The organism is Jatrophihabitans sp. YIM 134969 (assembly GCF_054456675.1).
This window is the reverse complement of sequence record NZ_JBTJEQ010000031.1, coordinates 24,520-42,323: the sequence shown is the minus strand read 5'-3', so window position 1 is coordinate 42,323 and position 17,804 is coordinate 24,520. Positions and strand designations below refer to the sequence as shown.

The following is a 17,804-nucleotide window of genomic DNA, read 5'->3' as shown; positions in this document are numbered from 1 at the left end:
GCGCTCACAGCGCGGCCAGTTCGGAGTCGGACCGGCCGATGACCCACAGCGCGCCGCGTTGGACGATCCGCCGCTGGACCTCGTTGCGGTAGGTCGGGACGTGGTGGCCGAGGGTGTCGTGGACGACCCGACCCGCGCCGATCGTGCGCGCCCAGACCAGAGGGTGGTCGCGGCCGGAGTGCGTCGCCGTGGCGAGCGGGACGACGTCGTCGGCTTCGTCCAGGAAGCCGTAGACCTCGTCGTCGACGGTGAACGACGACGGCAGTCCCGCGACGACCGGGTGCCGCTCCGGGTGCACCGTCACCTCGACCGGCCCGAGCGGCGGGTGGTGGGAGGTCTCCCAGTCCCACCGGGCGCCGACCAGGTCACGCCAGCCGGGCCACCCGTCGAAGCAGATCGATGCAGCGTGCAACGCCAGCACGCCGCCGCCGGCGTACACCCACGCCTCGACGTCCCGCTGAGTGGCCGGGTCGACCTCGATGCCGAACTCGGCCCGACGGTCGAGGTAACGCTCGACGTCCATCCGCCAGCGCAACATGTTGACCACCAGCAGGTCGACCCCGTCGAGGTCGTCGAGGGCCGGGAGAACGTCCTCGCGCACCGTGACGTCGAAACCCACCTCGTCGAGCAGGTGGGAGACCTCGGCGTTCAGCGCCGGGAAGTCGTGGGTGACCCCACCGGACAGGACGACGGCGGTCGGCCGGGTCGTCCCTCGGGTTTCGATGGTCCCGCTCCCACGTGGTCGATGTGGTCGTCAGTGTGCTGACGACCTCGGTCTCTCCCGCAACGTAGCCGGGGGGACGGAGCGTGTCCACCGCCCGTCCGGCCCTGGCACGAGGCGTGGACCACCGCAACGAATCCGAAACGGATCCAGTCGGAACCGTGGACCGACGGGTCGGGCGGGCCCTACCATCTCGATGCGTCGTCAGGATGACGACGACGCATCGACCGCACGGCGAGCCGACAGGGGGGCACCGACGTGGCTGACCCTCGGCGGGTCCTGGTGACGGGCGGGGGCTCGGGCATCGGCGCGGCCACGGCCGCGCTGTTGGCGGAGCGTGGTTGGGACGTCGAGACCGCTGACCTGCTCCCACCCGAGGGCGGACACCTGCTCGACGTGGCCGACGAGGCCGGGTGGCTGGAGCTCGTCGAACGGCTCTGGCCGATCGACGCCCTGGTCAACTGTGCCGGCATCCGCGACCGCAGTCCGATCCCCGAGATGACGGTCGAGCAGTTCGACCGCATGCTGGCGATCCACGTTCGAGGCGGGTTCGTCGGCGTCCGGGAGCTGTCGCGCCGGTGGCTCGCCGAGGACCGGGCCGGGGCCGTCGTGAGCATGGCGTCGGTGAACGCGACCCACGCCGTCGCCGACCAGGTGCACTACGCGGCGGCCAAGGCCGCGGTCACCGGGCTGACCCGCGCCGCCGCCGTCGAACTGGCGGCGAGCGGCATCCGCATCAACGCGGTCGCGCCCGGGCTCATCCGCACACCGATGACCGAGGTCCGGTTCTCCGACCCGGCGATGCTCGAGTGGATGACCAACCGCATCCCCATGCGCCGCCACGGAGAGCCGCTCGACATCGCGAACGCGGTGGCGTTCCTGCTCTCTGACGAGGCCGCCTACGTCACCGGGGTGACGCTCGCTGTGGACGGTGGTTGGACCGCATGCTGAACCGCCCGCCGCACCGAGGAGGAAACCGATGACCGACGTCGTGATCGACACGTTCAGCGAGGCCCGGGAGATCTACCGCAACAAGCAGTTGCGGCAGGGCCTGTACGACGCGGCCGGCGTCGTCATGACCGGCGTGCTGGTGAACCTGCACGGCGACGAGCACAAGCAGCGTCGGCGGCTGGAGAACCGGACCTTCCGGCGTGAGACCTTCGACCACTACGAGCGGGACCTGTTCCCCGACGTCGTCGAGCGCACCCTCGCGCCGGTGATCGCGGCGGGCCGCACCGACCTCGTGCACTTCGGCCACGCGCTCATGCTCAACCTCGCCGCGGTGACGGCCGGCGTCGACCGGCCACGCGGGGACGAGGAGGAGACCGCGCGGTTGCACGAATACGTTCAGTACTTCATCGAGGGGGCGACCCTCGGACACTCGACGCTGGACCGGGGGGAGCGGGCCGCGGTCATCGCCGATCAACTCGAGAAGTGGCGGGTCGAGTTCCTGCAGCCCTCGATCGACCGGCGCAGCGATCTGCTGGCGCAGGTCGCAGCGGGTGGGCTGGACGAGGGCGCGGTGCCCCGCGACATCCTGAGCGCGCTTCTGCTGCACCACGCCGAGCTGGGCCTCGACCAGGCGACGCTGACACGCGAGATCGCCTTCTTCCTGCTGGCCGGCGCGCACACCTCGGCCACCGCGCTGGTCCGCACGATCGACCTCGCGCTCGGCTGGCTCGACACCCACCCCGAGGACCGCGAACGACTGTGCCACGACCGGCTGTTCGTGCAACGGTGCGTGCACGAGACGATCCGGCTCAACCCGTCGAGCCCCACCGGGGTCCGGAGGGCCATGGCCGACGTGACGCTGCGTTCGGGCGCCGAGATCCACGAGGGTGACCTCGTGACCGTCGACCTGGTCTCGGTGAACCGCGATGCCTCCGTGTTCGGCGACGACGCGGCGACGTTCGACCCCACACGCGTCACCCCCGACGGCGTCGCGCCGTTCGGGCTGAGCTTCGCGGCCGGGATGCACGTCTGCATCGGCCAGGACCTCGCCGCGGGCGTGGTGGCGGCCGGTGACGACGACCCCGGCGACAAGCACCTGTTCGGGCTGGTCCCCGTGGCCGTCCAACGCTTCTTCCAGGCGGGCGTGCGCCGCGACCCCGAGCACGCCCCGACACGCGACACCGCGACCACCCGGCCGTACTGGTCGCAGTACCCCGTCCTGCTGGGCTGAGTCCGGTGGTCCGCACCGCACCGTCCGGCACGATCGACGAAGGGATTCCCGCCATGGCCGTCCGCGCCGAGGTCGACGAGGACACCTGCATCAGCTCGGGCAAGTGCGTCGCCGACGCCCCCGGAGCCTTCGAGTTCGACGACGACGAGATCGCCCACGCCACGTCGCTCGCGAGCACCTTCGACCGCACCCGGTTGATCCAGATCACCCGCACCTGCCCGTCCGGCGCGATCCGCGTCTTCGACGGCGACGACGAGATCGAGCTCGACTGATGGGCTTTCGCCACGTCGTCATGTTCCGCTGGGCACCGGGAACCCCGCGGGCGGACCGGGACGCAGCCGTCGGCGCGTTGCGCGTGTTCGGTGAGCAGATCGCCGATCTGGGCGCGCAACTGCAGGTCGGCAGCGACGCAGGTGTGAGCGAGGGCAGCTTCGACACCGTCGTCGTGGTGGACTTCCCCGACGCCGGGGCCTACCGGCGCTATGCGGTCGACCCGCGCCACCTCGAACTCATCGCCCGGTACATCAAGCCGTTCCTCGCCGAGCGCGCCGCCGTGCAGACCGAGATGCCGTGACACCCCCGCTGCGGACGGTCGTCGTCGGAGCGGGCCAGGCGGGCGCCCGGTGCGCCCTGACCCTACGCGAACAGGGCTACACCGGCGAGATCGTCCTCCTGGGCGACGAGCCGTACCTGCCGTACGAACGGCCTCAGCTCTCCAAGGGTTTCCTCGCGGGCACGCGCACCGCTGACGACCTCCTCGTCGCGGGCGCGGACGCCTACGCCGGGGCAGGGGTGCACCTGCGGCTCGGTGCCGCGGTCCACGGTGTCGACCTCGATGCCCGCGAGGTCGCGCTCGGCGACGGATCGTCGCTCTCCTACACCGATCTGGTGCTCGCCACCGGATCCGTCGCCCGCGGCCTCCCGGTGGCCCGCGCCGACGGCGTCGCGGTGCTGCGGACCCGCGACGACGCCGAGCGGATCGCGGCGCACCCGGGTGGGCGGGCGGTCGTGATCGGCCTCGGTCTCGTCGGCGCCGAACTGTGCGCTGGGCTGGTCGGGCGCGGGTACGAGGTGACGGCGGTGGAGCCGGAGACCGCCCCGATGTTGCGCGCCGTCGGTGAGACCTTGGCCTCCGCCGTCGCATCGTTGCATCGTGCGCACGGAGTCGACCTCCGGCTGGGCGAACAGGTCGTCGCCGTCGAACGATCCGCAGGCCGTTCGCGCGTGCACCTCGCCGCAGGCGCCACCCTCGACGCCGACCTGGTCGTCGCAGGTGTCGGCGCGGCCGCCGACACCCGGCTCGCCCGTGCCGCGGGCCTGCACACCCGGCGTGGAGTGGTCGTCGACGCCGACGGCCGGACGTCGGCCCCGGGCGTCCACGCGGTGGGGGATGTCGCCGAACGGTTCTTCCCGCACCTCGGCGCACACCGACGCGTCGAGCACTGGCAGTCCGCCGACCGGCAGGCCGCACACACGGCGGCGGTCGTCGCGGGCACCTCGAGCCGCCCGTCCGACGAGGTCCCGTGGTTCTGGTCGGACCAGTACGACGTTCAGCTCCAGGTGAGCGGGTGGCCGGATCTCGCGTCCGAACACGTGGTCCGGGGCGATCCGGCCGCGCTCGACGGCGTGGTCTTCGGCATGGTCGGTGACCGCGTGGTCTCGGCCGCGGGCAGTCGGCGGCCTCGCGAGGTGCGTCGCGCCGCGGCCCTCATCCAGAACCGGTCGCCGGTGCGGGCCGAGTTGCTGGCCGACCCGGCCGTGGACCTGCGGGATCTCGCCGCCGTGCCCGCCCACTGAGAGGAACACCCGTGGATCTCGGTCTTTCCGGCAAGCGTGCGGCCGTCGCCGCGTCGAGCGCCGGCCTGGGTCTCGCCGCCGCCGCGGCCCTCGCGGCGGAAGGTGCCCGGGTCGCGATCTGCGCCCGGCGCCAGGAGAGCCTCATCGAGCCGCTCGCGGCGCTGGGCGACGGCGCGGTGGGCCTGGCGGTCGACCTGTCCTCGCCCGAGGCGGGCGAGCGTTTCGTGAACGAGGCGCGGGAAGCACTCGGTGGTCTCGACATCCTCGTCACCAACGGCCCCGGACCGCGACCCGGCGACTTCGCCGGCACCGACCCGGCGGACTACCAGAAGGCGCTGGAGCTGAGCCTGCTGTCGGTGGTGCGGATGTGTTATGCCGCCGTGCCGGCGATGCGGGAGCAGGGCTTCGGCCGGGTCGTGGCCATCACGTCGATCGCTGTGCGGCAGCCGATAGCGGGCCTCATCCTCTCCAACACCGCGCGCGCCGGCGCCACCGGATTCCTCAAGACCCTGGCGCGCGAGGTCGCGGCCGACGGCGTCACGGTGAACTCGGTGCTGCCGGGCCTGCACGACACCGCGCGGGTCGCGGCGGTCTTCCAGGAAGGCCTCGCCGACGAGATCGCCCAGATCCCTGCGGGTGTCCTGGGTCGACCGGACGACTTCGGCGCGCTGATCGCCTTCCTCTGCTCCGAGCAGGCGCGCTACCTCACCGGCGCCGCGATCCCCGTCGACGGCGGGCTCGACCGCGCCCTGTTCTGACCTGGAGGACGTTCAGACGTGGGAGAGCTTCTCCAGATCGTCCTCGGTGAGGGCGAGTGAGCGGGTCAGTGGGCACGAGGCGAGGAACCGGACCTGCTCACTCGCGCTGACCGTGCGCTCGGGGATGGGCGTGACGAGATCGATGCGCTTGCCGCGGGCGACCACCTCACTGATCCGCGCCTTGTCCTGCAGGATCGTGATGTCGTCGAGCGGGTTGCCGTCGACCACGATGACGTCGCCCGCCATGCCCTGCTCGACGGTCCCGATCCTCCCGTCCATCCGCATCGCGAACGCGCCGTTCCGCGTCGCGGTCGTGATGGCCTCCATCGGGCTGAGCCCGACGTACTCGACCATCATCTCGAGCTCGCGGGCGTGCCACTCACCCACCGGCGTGACGGCGAATCCCGTTTCGGAACCGCAGATCAGCGTCACGCCCGCGGCGTGCGCCTTCGCCAGCTGCTTGGCCGTCACCTCGATCTCGGCGCGGAACACGTCGAGCAGCTCGGGGGCCGAGCCGATCTTGGCGCCGTAGTCGGCGAGGTTGCCCAGGAGCGTGAACGTGGGGCACAGCTTCGACCCGGACTCGACGACCGCCTCGAGCGCCTCGTCGTCCATGTAGGAGGCGTGGTAGATCAGGTCGACGCCGGCGCGTGCGGCCTCGAGCGTGCTCGCCGAGTTGCGGCAGTGCGCGACGACGCGGGTGTTGAGTTCGTGGGCGGTCTCGGTGACCGCGCGCATCTCGTCGAGCGACCAGACCTTGACCTCGGGGCCCTTCATGGTGGGGATCAACCCGGTGGCCATGATCTTGATCCAGTCGACGCCGTACTTGATCTGCCGACGGATCTCCTTGACGATGCCGTCGCGGTTGTGGACCACAGTGGCGTACCCGGTGGTGCCCTCGTCGCGGATGAGCCGCCCGGCCGTGCCGCCGAGCGAGGTCATGAGGGCCTGGCCGCCGGAACGCATGCGTGGCCCCTCGACGATGCCGTTCTCGATCGCGTCACGCAGCTCGACGCCGATGTTCCAGAGGCAGTCGGCATCCATGACGCCGGTGACGCCCGCGCGCAACACCTTGCGGGCGTTGTAGGCCGAGAGCATCGAGCTGTACGCCTCGGTGCGGTGGAAGAACAGCTCGTCGTTCCCGGTGGGTTCGCCGAAGGACAGGTGGGTGTGGGCATCGATCATGCCCGGCATGACGGTCTTACCGGTTGCATCGATCCGCTCGTCGACTCCGCGGGCCGCGACCTCGTCCAGCGCCGCCTGCCCCACCGCCGTGATGACGTCGCCCTCGACCAGCACTCCGATGTTGTCGACGGGCACCCCGCCGTTCCCGTCGACGAGACGGCCGCCGGTGATGAGGATGCTGTTCGGCACGATCTCGCTCCTGACCCGGGTCCGCGTCCCGACAGTGGGATGCTAGGAGCCTAACGACTACTGGTCGTGAAATCGAGGGGCCGCAGCCGTGGCACCGAGCGAGGAACCACTGCGCGTACTGGGTTTGGCGTCCCGTGCCACCACGTCGAGCAGGTCCAGATCGTGGCGTGAGACCCGTTCGGACAGGGCGATCTCGGACCGGGTGCGCACCACGCCGGGGATGCCGAGCACGGACTGGATGACGGTCTCTAGGTCGGCGTGGTCACGGGCGACGACGCGACACAGGAGGTCGGCGTCGCCGGTGGTCGAGTGCGCCTCGACGACCTGCGCGAACGCGCACAGCGCGGTCACCACCTCTTCGAGCCGCCCCTGCTTCAGGTCGAGGTGGACGAAGGCCAGCACCGGGAACCCGAGCGCCGGCAGGTCGACGGTGGGCCCGAAGTCGCGGATGACGCCGCGCCGCAGCAACCGGTCGATCCGGGCCTGCACGGTGCCCCGGGCGAGGTCCAGCGTGCGGGCGTACTCCCGCACCGCGGCCCGCGGCCGGCGCAGGACCTCGCCCAGTACCGCGCAGTCGACCTGGTCCAACGACACAGCTCACCACCTTCCCGTCCGTGCTGCCCGAGGGTCCGGGCTGGACCGTTGGCCCACCTCGCAGGCCACCTGTTGACCGTCGTCGCCACGCGTAGCTAGCTTCACCACCACTATCCGAGCCTGTCAACGCCGTGACCCGGCGAGGAAAGGTGGGACCGCGTGGACGACGTCCTCACCCTGATCGCGCCGGACGGCAGCGCGGTGAGCGCGGCGGGCCTGGTCGACAACCTGTCCGATGACCACAAGCTCGCGCTGTACCGGGACATGGTGATGGTCCGCCGCCTGGACGAGCAGGCCACCGCCCTGCAACGGCAGGGGGAACTGGGCCTGTGGGCGCCGCTGCTCGGCCAGGAGGCCGCGCAGATCGGTTCGGGTCGCGCGTTGCAGGGGCAGGACTTCGCCTTCTCCACCTACCGGGAACACGGCGTGGCCTGGTGTCGCGGCGTGGATCCCGTGCACATGCTGCGGTTCTGGCGCGGCACCGGCCACCAGGCGTGGGATGCCAACGCCCACGGCATGTACGGCTACCAGGTCATCATCGGAGCGCACGCCCTCCACGCCGCGGGCTGGGCCATGGGTGCGCTCCACGCCGGCCGGGTCGGCACGGGCGAGCCTGGGCGTGACCAGGCGGCCGTCGCCTACTACGGCGACGGCGCGATGAGCCAGGGCGATGTCAACGAGGCGTTCGTCTTCGCGGCGAGTTACCAGGCACCCGTCGTGTTCTTCTGCCAGAACAACCAGTGGGCGATCTCCGAACCACTCGCACTCCAGACGCGGATCCCGTTGGTGCAGCGGGCTTCCGGCTTCGGCATCCCGGGGATCCGCGTCGACGGCAACGACGTGGTCGCGGTGTACGCCGCCACCCGTCAGGCGCTCGACCGGGCGCGGGCGGGCCAGGGGCCGACGCTCATCGAGGCCGTCACCTACCGGATGGGTGCACACACGACCTCGGACGACCCGACCAAGTACCGCGACGGCGCGGAGGTCGAACACTGGCGCGCGCGCGATCCGCTCGCGAGGATGGTGGAACACCTGAGCGCGCGGGGAGTTCTCACCGACGAGGTCGCCGCGTCGATCGGCGCCGAGGCGACCGCTCTGGCCGACCGCATGCGTGAGGGCTGCAAGGCGCTGCCCGATCCCGAGCCCGGCTCGATGTTCGACGACGTCCTCACCGAGCTCACCGACGACCTCCGCGCGCAGCGTGCGGAACTCGCCGCGATCATGGAGGGCTGACCGTGCCGACACTTCCGCTTGCCGGAGCCGTCAACGCCGGCCTGCGCCGGGCGTTGGAGGACGACCCGCAGGTCGTGCTCATGGGTGAGGACATCGGGCGCCTCGGCGGCGTCTTCCGCGTGACCGACGGCCTGCAGAAGGACTTCGGGTCGGCCCGTGTGCTCGATTCGCCGCTCGCGGAGTCCGGGATCGTCGGCACCGCGATCGGCATGGCCCTGTACGGGTTCCGCCCGGTGGTCGAGATCCAGTTCGACGGCTTCGTGTTCCCGGCCTTCGACCAGATCGTCGTCCAGCTCGCCCGGATGCGGTACCGCTCGCGGGGAGCCCTGCAGGTGCCGGTGACGATCCGTCTGCCCTTCGGTGGCGGCATCGGATCGGTCGAGCACCACAGCGAGTCGCCGGAGGCGTACTTCACGTCGACGCCCGGGTTGCGCGTGGTCAGCCCGGCCACCGCCGACGACGCCTACTGGATGCTCCAACAGGCCGTGCGCTGCGACGACCCGGTGATCTTCCTCGAACCCAAGCGCCGGTACTGGCAGAAGGGCGAGGTCGACACCGACGGTGACCTGTCGAGCCGGCCACCCCTCGACGCGGCGGTGGTCCGCCGGGCCGGTGACGCGTGCACGCTGCTCTGTTACGGCCCGACCGTGACCACCTGCCTCGACGCGGCCGAGGCAGCCGCGGCCGACGGCGTCGCCCTGGAGGTGGTCGACCTGCGCTCGCTCGCGCCGGTCGACTGGCCGACGGTGCAGGCCTCGGTCGGCAAGACCGGCCGGGCCGTCGTCGTGCACGAGGCACCGCGCAGCGGCGGGCTCGGCGCCGAGCTCGGCCAACGCATCACCGAGACCTGCTTCTACGTGTTGGAGGCACCGGTGCAGCGGGTCACGGGCTGGGACACGCCTTACCCGGCCAGCCGGATCGAGGACGACTACCTGCCCGACGTCGACCGCGTGCTCGACGCGGTCGAACGCACGATGGGGTTCTGACGTGACCGCCGTGCGCACCGCAGCGGAGTTCCGGCTTCCCGACGTGGGGGAGGGCCTCGAGGAGGCCGAGATCGTCACCTGGCACGTGCGCACCGGTGACTCCGTCACGGTCAACCAGGTGATCGTCGAGATCGAGACGGCGAAGTCGCTGGTCGAGCTGCCCAGCCCGTTCACGGGGGTGGTCCTCGACCTGCTGGTCGCCGAGGGCGCCACCGTGGCCGTGGGCACGCCGATCATCCGGATCGGCGAGCCGGGCGGGTTGCCGGCGCCGGAAGTACCCGCGTCGTCGACGGGAACCGTCTCCGACGAGCGGACCGCGATCCTGGTCGGCGCCGGCCCCAGGACCGGTTCCGGCCCGCGCCGTGGCCGGGTGAGCGCGCGGCGGTACGGCCGAGGCGAAGCCGAACGGCCCCGGCCCGCCGCGCCGACGTCGTCACCGCCGCCTGCGTCCTCGCGGCCCCGTGCCACCCCGCCGGTGCGCAAGCTCGCGCGTGACCTCGGCGTGGACCTCGCCGGGCTCGCGGGCAGTGGCCCGGGCGGGTCGATCACCCGCGCCGACGTCAGCGCCGCCGTCGGTGCGGGCCTCCGGAACGACGGTGGGCCGGCCACCGTTCGGGCCGTCGAACCGTCGCAGGGTGCACGCGAAACCCGTGTGCCGATCAGGGGCGTGCGCCGGAGCACCGCGGCCGCGATGGTCGAGAGCGCGTTCACCGCTCCGCACGTCACCGAGTTCGTGACCGTCGACGTCACGGCCACGATGAACCTGCTCGAGCGGCTACGCGCGCGCCGCGAGTACCGCGGGCTGCGGTTGTCGCCGATGACGCTGCTGGCCCGGGCCATGTGCCTCGCCGCACGTCGAACTCCGGAGATCAACAGTTCCTGGGACGCGGAGCACGACGAGATCGTCTTCCGGCACCACGTCGGCCTGGGCATCGCCAGTGCCACCGACCGCGGGTTGCTGGTGCCCGTGGTGCCCGACGCCGACCGCCTCGATCTCCCCGCCCTGGCCGCGGCGATCGCCGAGGTCGTCGATGCGGCCCGCAGCGCCGCGGTCACCCCGGCGCAACTGGCGGGCGGCACGATGACCATCACGAACATCGGGGTCTTCGGCATCGACACCGGCACGCCGATCCTGCCGCCCGGCCAGTCGGCCATCGTCTGCCTGGGGGCGGTGTCGGAGCGACCGTGGGTCGTCGACCACGCCCTCGCGGTCCGTCAGGTCACGACCCTGGGTCTGTCGTTCGACCACCGCCTCGTCGACGGTGCCCAGGGTTCGCAGTTCCTCGCCGACGTGGCCGCGTTGCTGCACGACCCTGGCCAGGCGCTCGCGTGGGTGTGAGACTGACCGGGCCGTCGTCAGTCCGGTAACGCCTTCCTCGAGAGCTTGGAGCACCGATGTCTCCCGACACCCGGGTCAGCACGGAGCGGGTCGTGCTGACCTCGCACGCCGACGTGCGCGACGCGTTCCGGCAGCGCGACCTCAAGCAGGCGCTGTACGACGCGGGCGGCGCGGTGATGTCGGGGTCGTTGATCACCCTGCACGGCGACGAGCACAAGGTGCGCCGCCGCGTCGAGAACCGCCTGTTCCGACGGGGGACCTTCCGCTGGTGGGAGCTCAACCTGGTGCCTGGCACGATCGAGGGGGCCATGGCGGGCCCACTCGCGGCCGGGCGGGCCGACCTGGCCCGGCTGGGGCGGCGCACGATCATGTACCTCACCGGCTTGGTCGCGGGTATCGACCCGCCCGCCACCGAGGAGGCGTCCGACGCCCTCGAGCACTTCGCGCACGTGTTCTCCGGCGGTGCCACCGTCGTGCACTCGACCCGTCCGCGCGAGGAGGTCGCCGCCGAGGTCGACGTCGCGATGCAGGAGTTCGACGCGATGTTCCTCGAACCGTCGATCGTCCGGCGGGCGGCGCTGCTCGGCGATCTCGCCGCCGGCCGCATCGAGGAGACCGACCTCCCGCGCGACGTCCTGCTCGCGGTCCTGCGGCACCAGGACGAACTCGGCATCGACCGCGACGTGATCCGTCGTGAGGTCGCGTTCTACCTGCAGGCGGGTTCGCACAGCACGGCCAACCTGTTCACCCACGCGGCGCACGAGGTCTTCTCCCACATCGACGAGCCCGGCTTCGCCGCACGGCTCGACGACCCGCTGTTCGTGCAACGGTGCGTACACGAGACGTTGCGGTTGCACCCCGCCTCGCCGGTCGCGTGGCGGCGGGCCATGGCCGACGTGACGTTGAAGTCGGGCCGCGAACTCCCGCTGGACAGCCTGGTCGAGTTCGACCTGACGGCCGCGAACGCCGACGTCCGTGTGTGGGGCGACGACGCCGCGCACTTCCGACCCGACCGCGAGATCCCCGACGGTGTCTCGCCGTGGGGTCACTCGTTCGGGGGCGGCGCGCACGCGTGCATCGGCATGGAACTCGACGGCGGCGTGCCTCCGACGGTCGAGCGCGGCGAGGAGCACGAACCCGTGTTCGGCACGGTGACCCTCATGCTGCAGGCGTTGTTCGCGCACGGCGCGCGCCCGGACCCGGACCGGCCGCCGACGCTCGACCCGTCGTCACAGCGTGAGAACTTCGCCACGTACCCCGTGGTGTTCGCTCGGTGACCGCCGGTGCGGAGGTTGCGGCCGCGGCCTTCCACCGGTTCCTCGCGGCCGTCGCGGCCCGCGACCTCGACGCCGTCGTAGCCTGCTTCGCACCCGACGCCCGCTACGGCAACGTGCCGCACCCCCCGGCGGTCGGACGCGACGCGATCCGCGACCTGCTCGGGCCGATCCTCAACCGCAGCACCGAGGTGCGCTGGGACGTCCTCACCGAGGCCGTGACCGGGAACAGCGTCGTGGCCGAACGGGTCGACCGGTTCGTCATCGACGGGACCGAGTACGCCGCGGCGTGCTGCGGCGTGTACGTCGCCGACCCGGCATCGGGGCTCATCACGGAGGTGCGCGACTACGTCGACCTCGGGCCGTGGCGGGCGAGTCTCGCCGGGGTGCTCTAGATGGTCCACCCGTTCGGGTTCGGTGCGCTCGCGATGAGCCCGACCCCGTCGCGCCGGGCCTCGGCCGACGAGGCGCGGCGCATCCGGGCCGCGGGCTCCTCGACTCTGCAGGTCAGCGACCACGTCGTCCGGACCCCGCTCGCCCCGCTCATCGCCCCGGCCGGTGGTGACGCGGATCGCGAGCCTCCAGGAGACTGTCGGACGCTGCGTGCGGCCTTCGGATCGGACGGATCATCCGTGAGTGTCGAGGGTTCGCAGCGCATCGCGTGCGACCTGCGGGCCGTGCCGGCGCCCGTCCGCCCCGGCGGCCCGCCCCTGCTGCACGGCGGCGGTAGCCCGAGGAGGTTGCGGTTCGCCGCCGCCACGGCCGACATCGCCGGCGTCGACTTCGGTGACCACCGAGGGGCACACGGGTTGTACGGGCCCGACGCGGCGTCGACGGCCACGCTCGTCGACGCAACGGCCGGAACGTGACCACCGTCGGCCTGTGCGTGCCGCAGCTGGGCGCGCACGTCGACCGGGTGGTGCTGCGGGACTTCGCGCAGTCGGCCGAGGCCCTGGGCTTCGGGAGCCTCTGGGTGCAGGAGCACCTGTTCTACCCCCTGCGACCGCGATCGGGGTACTCGAACATCCCGGGACATCCGATCCCCGATCCGTACCGCAGCACGCTCGCCGCGACCGAGACGTTGAGCGCCGTGGCGGCGTGGACCGACCGGGTGCTGGTCGGCACGAGCGTGCTCGTCGCGGGTTACCACCGACCGGTCCCGCTCGCGCAACGACTCGCGACCGTCGACCTGCTGTCCGGCGGGCGGCTCGTCGCGGGATTCAGCGTGGGGTGGAGCGACGAGGAGCATGAACTCACCGGCGCCGACCCGCGTACCCGCGGCCGCCGCAGCCAGGAGCTGATCGAGGCGCTCGTCGCGTGCTGGGGACCCGATCCCGTCGAGTTCCACGGGGAGTTCTTCGACATCCCGGCTTCGGTCGTACGACCGAAGCCGGTGCAGCGCCCACGTCCGCTGCTGCTGTCCGGCATGCGTTCGGTCGCAGGGCTCGCACGCACGGTGCGGCAGTACGACATCTGGAACCCGTCGCGCGGCACCGCGGCCGAGGTTGCCGCCACGGCGGCGGCGCTCGCCGCCGACCGACCGGAGGGGCTGGCGCCACTGCAGGTGTACCGCCGGGTGTTCCTCCAGGCCTCGGTGCCGACGCCCAGCACGGAACCCCCCGGCCTCGCCGGTGTGGTCGACGAGATCAGGGCGACGAGGCAGCACGGTCTCGCGGCCGTGGTCGTGGAACCCAACTTCTGGCGCGAGATCGGTTCCGCCGCGGACTGGGTGACGGTACCGGCGCGTCTCGCCGCCGCCTGCGCCGACGCCGGCGTCACCCTCGTCTGAACGGGGTCAGCGGAGGCGCAGCAGCACGGCCGCGTTCCCCGACAGCACGACGGGGTCGACGTGCGGGAACTCGCCGGGCCCGTCGGCGTCCCAGCCAGCGAAGTTGGTGCCGTAGACGAGCCGTTCCGTGCCCACGACCTCCGCGAGACCGGCCAGGGCGATGTCGCTGTGCAGGTGGGTGTCGAACCAGAGCCGTGCGAGCGCAGCCTCGAACCCCTCGCGGCGCAGGTTCTCCGAGGCCCAGGCGCGTTTCTCGGCCGCCCGGCCGAACCGGCCCATCAGGGTCTGGATCGCACCACCGCCGTGGCTGAGGCAGACGTCGAGGCGGGGGTGGCGTTCGAGCACACCCCCGAACACCAGGGCGGCCACGGCGAGCGTCTCCTGGTAGGCGAAGCCCAGAAGCAGGTCGAGGTCGAACCGGCGCAGCCGCGGATCGTCGGGCGGACCACCCTCGCCGATGGAGGTCGGGTGCACGAACAACGGCACGTCGAGTTCGACGAGGCACGCGTAGAAGTCGTCGAGCGACGGGTCGTCGAGGGCGAGGCCGCCCGGATCGGTGTCGATGTACGCCGCGCTGAGGCCCAGTTCCTGGATCGCGCGTCGGAGCTCGACGATCGCGGCGTCGACATCCTGCATCGGCAACTGCGCCGCGCCCAGGAGGCGGTCCGGGTGCGCGGCCACGGTCGCGGCGAGTTCGTCGTTGTGGGCCGTGCAGTACTCGACGACTCGGGGCGCCGGATCGCGGGTGAAGTAGGTCAGCGGATTCGGGGACAACAACTGACGGTCTATGCCGTGGGCGTCCATCGAGGCGATGCGCAGCTCGGGATCCATGAACGCGCTACCGCGGTACCGGACGCCGTTCAGGACGTAGCCCCCGACGCGGAACCAGGGAGCGCCGCTCGTGCCACCCAACTCCGGTCCTGCTGCTCCCGCCGTGCCCATGGTGCGCTCGAGCACGGCGTGGGCGTGGACGTCGATGACGGGCGGGCTCGACGGCATGGCGTGCTCCTCGGCTTCGATGCGAACCGCGCGCGGACGTTTGGACCCTACCGACTACGGCGTACCTCGCGAGAACCCGTGCGCGGGCTACATCGGCCACAGATGCCCGAGAGGCTCGGTGCTTCCTGGGTGTTTACGCCGGCTGGGTCCCCAGGTAATCTCCGCCGAGCAGCGTCGTTAGATCCATGACGCCGCTGGGGGCTTGACAGCCGAGGCGTAGGAGATGCGAATGGCGACGAAGTGGCTCGTGGTGACCGGTGGAGCGCGCGGGATCGGCGCGACCATCGCCCGTGTCGCCGCCAAGGAAGGCTACGCCGTCGCGATCTGGGACGCCGACCTCGCCACGGCGCGGAGTACGGCCGAGCAGATCGGTGGGAACACCGTGGCGACCGAGGTCGACGTCGCTGACGAGGCCAGCGTGGTGGCGGCGTTCGACGCGATGCCGGAACGGCCGACCTCGGTCGTCAGCAACGCAGGCATCGTGCGCTTCGGCCCGTTGCTCGGGCTCGAGGTGGCTGACTGGGAGGCGGCGCTGCGCGTCAACCTCACCGGCATGTTCGTCGTGGGTCGCAGCTTCGCCCGCGTCGTCGACCCGGCCGCGCAAGCGAGCATCGTCAACATCGCCTCCATCAACGGCATCGCGGCCGCGCCGTTCGCCGGTGCCTACAGCGCGTCGAAGGCGGGGATCGTCATGCTCACCCAACAGATGGCGTTGGAGTGGGCGCCGCTCGGGGTGCGCGTGAACTGCGTGGCCCCCGGTCTCATCGACGCCGGTATGTCCGAACCGATCTACGAGGACGCCGAGGTGCGCGCGCTGCGCCAGGGCAAGGTCCCCATGAACCGCCTGGGCAGCGCCGAGGAGGTCGCGAGCGCCGTCATGTTCCTCGCCGGGGAGGCCAGTGCGTACATCACCGGTCAGACCGTCGTGGTCGACGGCGGCATCACCATCTCCGCGCTCGGTTCGCTGTCACGCCCCGCCAGCGTCGACTCCGTCGGGACCTGACTTCCAGACCTCCACCGGACCCGACCCACGAAGGCGATCGACGATGACCTCCTCCGTCCCGACGTCCGCCGCCGGCTCGCCGCTGCGCTGGGTGCGGCTCCGGGCCCTGCAGGTGCGGGTGCCGTGACCACACTCGCCGGGCGGACAGCGCTCGTCACGGGCGGCGGCAACGGCCTCGGCCGGGCGATCGCGATCGCGCTCGCCGCAGCGGGGGCCGACGTCGTGCTGGTCGGACGCACACCGGCGACGCTGGAGGCCAGCGCGCTGCTGGTCCGGGCCACCGGCCGCTCCGCCCGCGTCGAGCGTTGCGACGTGTCCGACCCGGGCGAGGTCGCGGACCTCGCGCGGCGCACCTCGGGCGTACACGTCTCGATCCTGGTGAACAACGCGGGGATCGGCGGCCCGGTCAAGAGCCTGGTCGACGTGGAACCCTCCGAGTGGGACGAGGTCTTCGCCGTCAACGTGCGCAGCGCATACCTCATGAGCCGGGCCTACCTGCCGGCCATGGTGGCGGCCGGCGCTGGCGACGTCGTCATGATCGCCTCGGTGAGCGGCAAACGGCCGCTCGTCCGGCGTACCCCCTACACCGCCAGCAAGATGGCGCTCATCGGTCTGACCCGCACCCTCGCGTTCGAGGTCGGCGCGGCGGGTGTCGCCGTCAACAGCGTGTCGCCGGGGCCGGTGCGCGGCGACCGCATGGCCCGCAACTTCCGGTTGGAGGCCGAGGCCACGGGCACCAGTGCGGCCGACGCCGAGCTTGCGTTCGTGTCACGTGCGGCCACGGGCCGCTTGCTCGAGGAGTACGAGGTCGGCGACGCCGTCGTCGGCCTGTTGCGCATGACGGGACTCTGCGGCGCGGACATCGACCTGTCCGCAGGCATGATCGCGCCGTAGCCGAGGAAGGGACGGAACACATGAGGCTCTCGGTCAAGCTGCAGCCGCAGGATGTCACCTGGTCCCAGTTGCAGGAGGCGTGGGACGTCGCCGAGTCACTGCCGGAGATCGACGCGGCGTGGCTGTTCGACCACTTCTACCCGATCAACGTGCCCGACCACCGTGGACCGTGTTTCGAGGGGTGGACGGCGTTGTCGTTCCTCGCGGGCCGCACGTCTCGGGTGCGGCTCGGCCTGATCGTCACGGGGGTGACCTACCGCCACCCCGCGGTGCTCGCGAACATGTGCGCGACGATCGACCAGGCCTCGGCCGGCCGGCTCGAGATCGGGCTCGGGGCGGCGTGGAACGAGGAGGAGCACACGGCCTACGGCATCGCGTTCCCGCCTGTGGGCGTGCGGATGGACATGCTCGGCGAGGCCTGCCACGTCATCGACTCGCTGCTCACCCAGGAGACGACCACCTTCGACGGCGAGCACTACCAGTTGCTCGACGCACGGTGCGAACCCAAGGGCGTTCAGGCCCCTCGCCCGCCCTTCGTGCTGGGCGGGCAGGGGGAGAAGCGGATGCTGGGGCTCGTGGCCACGTGGGCCGACCAGTGGAACTACCCTGGTGACACCGCCGAGGGGCTCAGGGCCAAGACCGAGGTGCTGCAGGGACACTGCGACGCCGTCGGTCGGGACATCGACGACATCGAGGTGTCGATGCACCTGTTCAACCCGACCGTCCCGGCCGACGCCGCGGCCAAGGCGCGCGAGTTGGCCGCCGCCGGGGCCGACCACCTCATCATCTACGTGCAGCGCGACTTCGATCCCACCGTGGTCCGCGACGTCAGCCGCGCCGTCGCCGACGCCGTGCTCTGAG

The 17,804-nt window shown here is 71.7% G+C and carries 20 protein-coding genes; 16 read left to right on the top strand and 4 right to left on the bottom strand.

The window, feature by feature from the left end; translation table 11 throughout:
* Positions 1-4: 4 nt before the first annotated feature.
* Entirely contained in the window at positions 5-685 is a 681-nt protein-coding gene (locus ACXR2U_RS16150) for a ThuA domain-containing protein (RefSeq protein ID WP_458826110.1), read from the bottom strand.
* A 294-nt stretch (positions 686-979) separates the two neighbouring features.
* Between ACXR2U_RS16150 and ACXR2U_RS16145 the strand changes: the two genes are divergently transcribed.
* The 6 genes from ACXR2U_RS16145 to ACXR2U_RS16120 are packed head-to-tail and all read left to right on the top strand — an operon-like array spanning position 980 to position 5,458.
* Positions 980-1,672, top strand: a complete 693-nt coding sequence (locus tag ACXR2U_RS16145; RefSeq protein ID WP_458826092.1) for an SDR family NAD(P)-dependent oxidoreductase — start codon at positions 980-982, stop codon at positions 1,670-1,672.
* A 28-nt stretch (positions 1,673-1,700) separates the two neighbouring features.
* A complete protein-coding gene (locus tag ACXR2U_RS16140; protein WP_458826091.1) occupies positions 1,701-2,903 on the top strand; it encodes a cytochrome P450 in 1,203 nt (400 codons plus the stop codon).
* Between the two features lie 5 nt (positions 2,904-2,908).
* Entirely contained in the window at positions 2,909-3,175 is a 267-nt protein-coding gene (locus ACXR2U_RS16135; protein ID WP_458826090.1) for a ferredoxin, read from the top strand.
* On the top strand, positions 3,175-3,477 hold the full coding sequence (locus ACXR2U_RS16130) for a Dabb family protein (protein ID WP_458826089.1): 303 nt from the start codon (positions 3,175-3,177) through the stop codon (positions 3,475-3,477). The genes ACXR2U_RS16135 and ACXR2U_RS16130 overlap by 1 nt, the downstream gene beginning before the upstream one ends.
* A complete protein-coding gene (locus ACXR2U_RS16125; RefSeq protein ID WP_458826088.1) occupies positions 3,474-4,700 on the top strand; it encodes an NAD(P)/FAD-dependent oxidoreductase in 1,227 nt (408 codons plus the stop codon). Before ACXR2U_RS16130 ends, ACXR2U_RS16125 begins: the two co-directional genes overlap by 4 nt.
* 11 nt (positions 4,701-4,711) lie before the next feature.
* Positions 4,712-5,458, top strand: a complete 747-nt coding sequence (locus tag ACXR2U_RS16120; protein ID WP_458826087.1) for an SDR family oxidoreductase — start codon at positions 4,712-4,714, stop codon at positions 5,456-5,458.
* 12 nt (positions 5,459-5,470) lie between these two features.
* On the opposite strand, the gene ACXR2U_RS16115 is transcribed toward ACXR2U_RS16120, so the two are convergent.
* Positions 5,471-6,832 carry a metal-dependent hydrolase family protein gene (locus ACXR2U_RS16115; RefSeq protein ID WP_458826086.1) on the bottom strand — a complete coding sequence of 454 codons (1,362 nt, stop codon included), beginning with the start codon at positions 6,830-6,832 and terminating at the stop codon, positions 5,471-5,473.
* Positions 6,833-6,889: 57 nt separating this feature from the next.
* Positions 6,890-7,426: an Lrp/AsnC family transcriptional regulator gene (locus ACXR2U_RS16110; protein WP_458826085.1), complete on the bottom strand. Its 537-nt coding sequence runs from the start codon at positions 7,424-7,426 to the stop codon at positions 6,890-6,892.
* A 159-nt stretch (positions 7,427-7,585) separates the two neighbouring features.
* Here ACXR2U_RS16110 and pdhA point away from each other — a divergent pair, with 159 nt between their 5' ends.
* Genes pdhA through ACXR2U_RS16075 form a run of 7 tightly spaced genes read left to right on the top strand, consistent with a single transcriptional unit; the run spans position 7,586 to position 14,047 of the window.
* Positions 7,586-8,659, top strand: a complete 1,074-nt coding sequence (pdhA, locus tag ACXR2U_RS16105; RefSeq protein ID WP_458826084.1) for a pyruvate dehydrogenase (acetyl-transferring) E1 component subunit alpha — start codon at positions 7,586-7,588, stop codon at positions 8,657-8,659.
* Positions 8,656-9,645 carry an alpha-ketoacid dehydrogenase subunit beta gene (locus ACXR2U_RS16100; RefSeq protein WP_458826109.1) on the top strand — a complete coding sequence of 330 codons (990 nt, stop codon included), beginning with the start codon at positions 8,656-8,658 and terminating at the stop codon, positions 9,643-9,645. The genes pdhA and ACXR2U_RS16100 overlap by 4 nt, the downstream gene beginning before the upstream one ends.
* Before the next feature lies 1 nt (position 9,646).
* Entirely contained in the window at positions 9,647-10,984 is a 1,338-nt protein-coding gene (locus ACXR2U_RS16095; protein WP_458826083.1) for a dihydrolipoamide acetyltransferase family protein, read from the top strand.
* Between the two features lie 56 nt (positions 10,985-11,040).
* On the top strand, positions 11,041-12,261 hold the full coding sequence (locus ACXR2U_RS16090; protein WP_458826082.1) for a cytochrome P450: 1,221 nt from the start codon (positions 11,041-11,043) through the stop codon (positions 12,259-12,261).
* Complete coding sequence (locus tag ACXR2U_RS16085) at positions 12,258-12,653, top strand: nuclear transport factor 2 family protein (protein WP_458826081.1); 396 nt, start codon at positions 12,258-12,260, stop codon at positions 12,651-12,653. Before ACXR2U_RS16090 ends, ACXR2U_RS16085 begins: the two co-directional genes overlap by 4 nt.
* Entirely contained in the window at positions 12,654-13,127 is a 474-nt protein-coding gene (locus ACXR2U_RS16080; protein ID WP_458826080.1) for a hypothetical protein, read from the top strand.
* Complete coding sequence (locus tag ACXR2U_RS16075; RefSeq protein ID WP_458826079.1) at positions 13,124-14,047, top strand: TIGR03619 family F420-dependent LLM class oxidoreductase; 924 nt, start codon at positions 13,124-13,126, stop codon at positions 14,045-14,047. The genes ACXR2U_RS16080 and ACXR2U_RS16075 overlap by 4 nt, the downstream gene beginning before the upstream one ends.
* A gap of 6 nt (positions 14,048-14,053) precedes the next feature.
* Here the strand turns inward: ACXR2U_RS16075 and ACXR2U_RS16070 are convergent, their stop codons facing one another.
* Positions 14,054-15,046 carry an amidohydrolase family protein gene (locus tag ACXR2U_RS16070; RefSeq protein WP_458826078.1) on the bottom strand — a complete coding sequence of 331 codons (993 nt, stop codon included), beginning with the start codon at positions 15,044-15,046 and terminating at the stop codon, positions 14,054-14,056.
* A gap of 229 nt (positions 15,047-15,275) precedes the next feature.
* On the opposite strand from ACXR2U_RS16070, the gene ACXR2U_RS16065 reads away from it, so the two are divergent.
* From ACXR2U_RS16065 to ACXR2U_RS16055, 3 genes are all read left to right on the top strand, one after another.
* Positions 15,276-16,049, top strand: a complete 774-nt coding sequence (locus tag ACXR2U_RS16065; RefSeq protein WP_458826077.1) for an SDR family NAD(P)-dependent oxidoreductase — start codon at positions 15,276-15,278, stop codon at positions 16,047-16,049.
* A gap of 123 nt (positions 16,050-16,172) precedes the next feature.
* A complete protein-coding gene (locus ACXR2U_RS16060) occupies positions 16,173-16,943 on the top strand; it encodes an SDR family NAD(P)-dependent oxidoreductase (RefSeq protein WP_458826076.1) in 771 nt (256 codons plus the stop codon).
* Positions 16,944-16,963: 20 nt separating this feature from the next.
* Positions 16,964-17,803, top strand: a complete 840-nt coding sequence (locus ACXR2U_RS16055) for a TIGR03560 family F420-dependent LLM class oxidoreductase (RefSeq protein WP_458826075.1) — start codon at positions 16,964-16,966, stop codon at positions 17,801-17,803.
* Position 17,804: the final 1 nt, after the last annotated feature.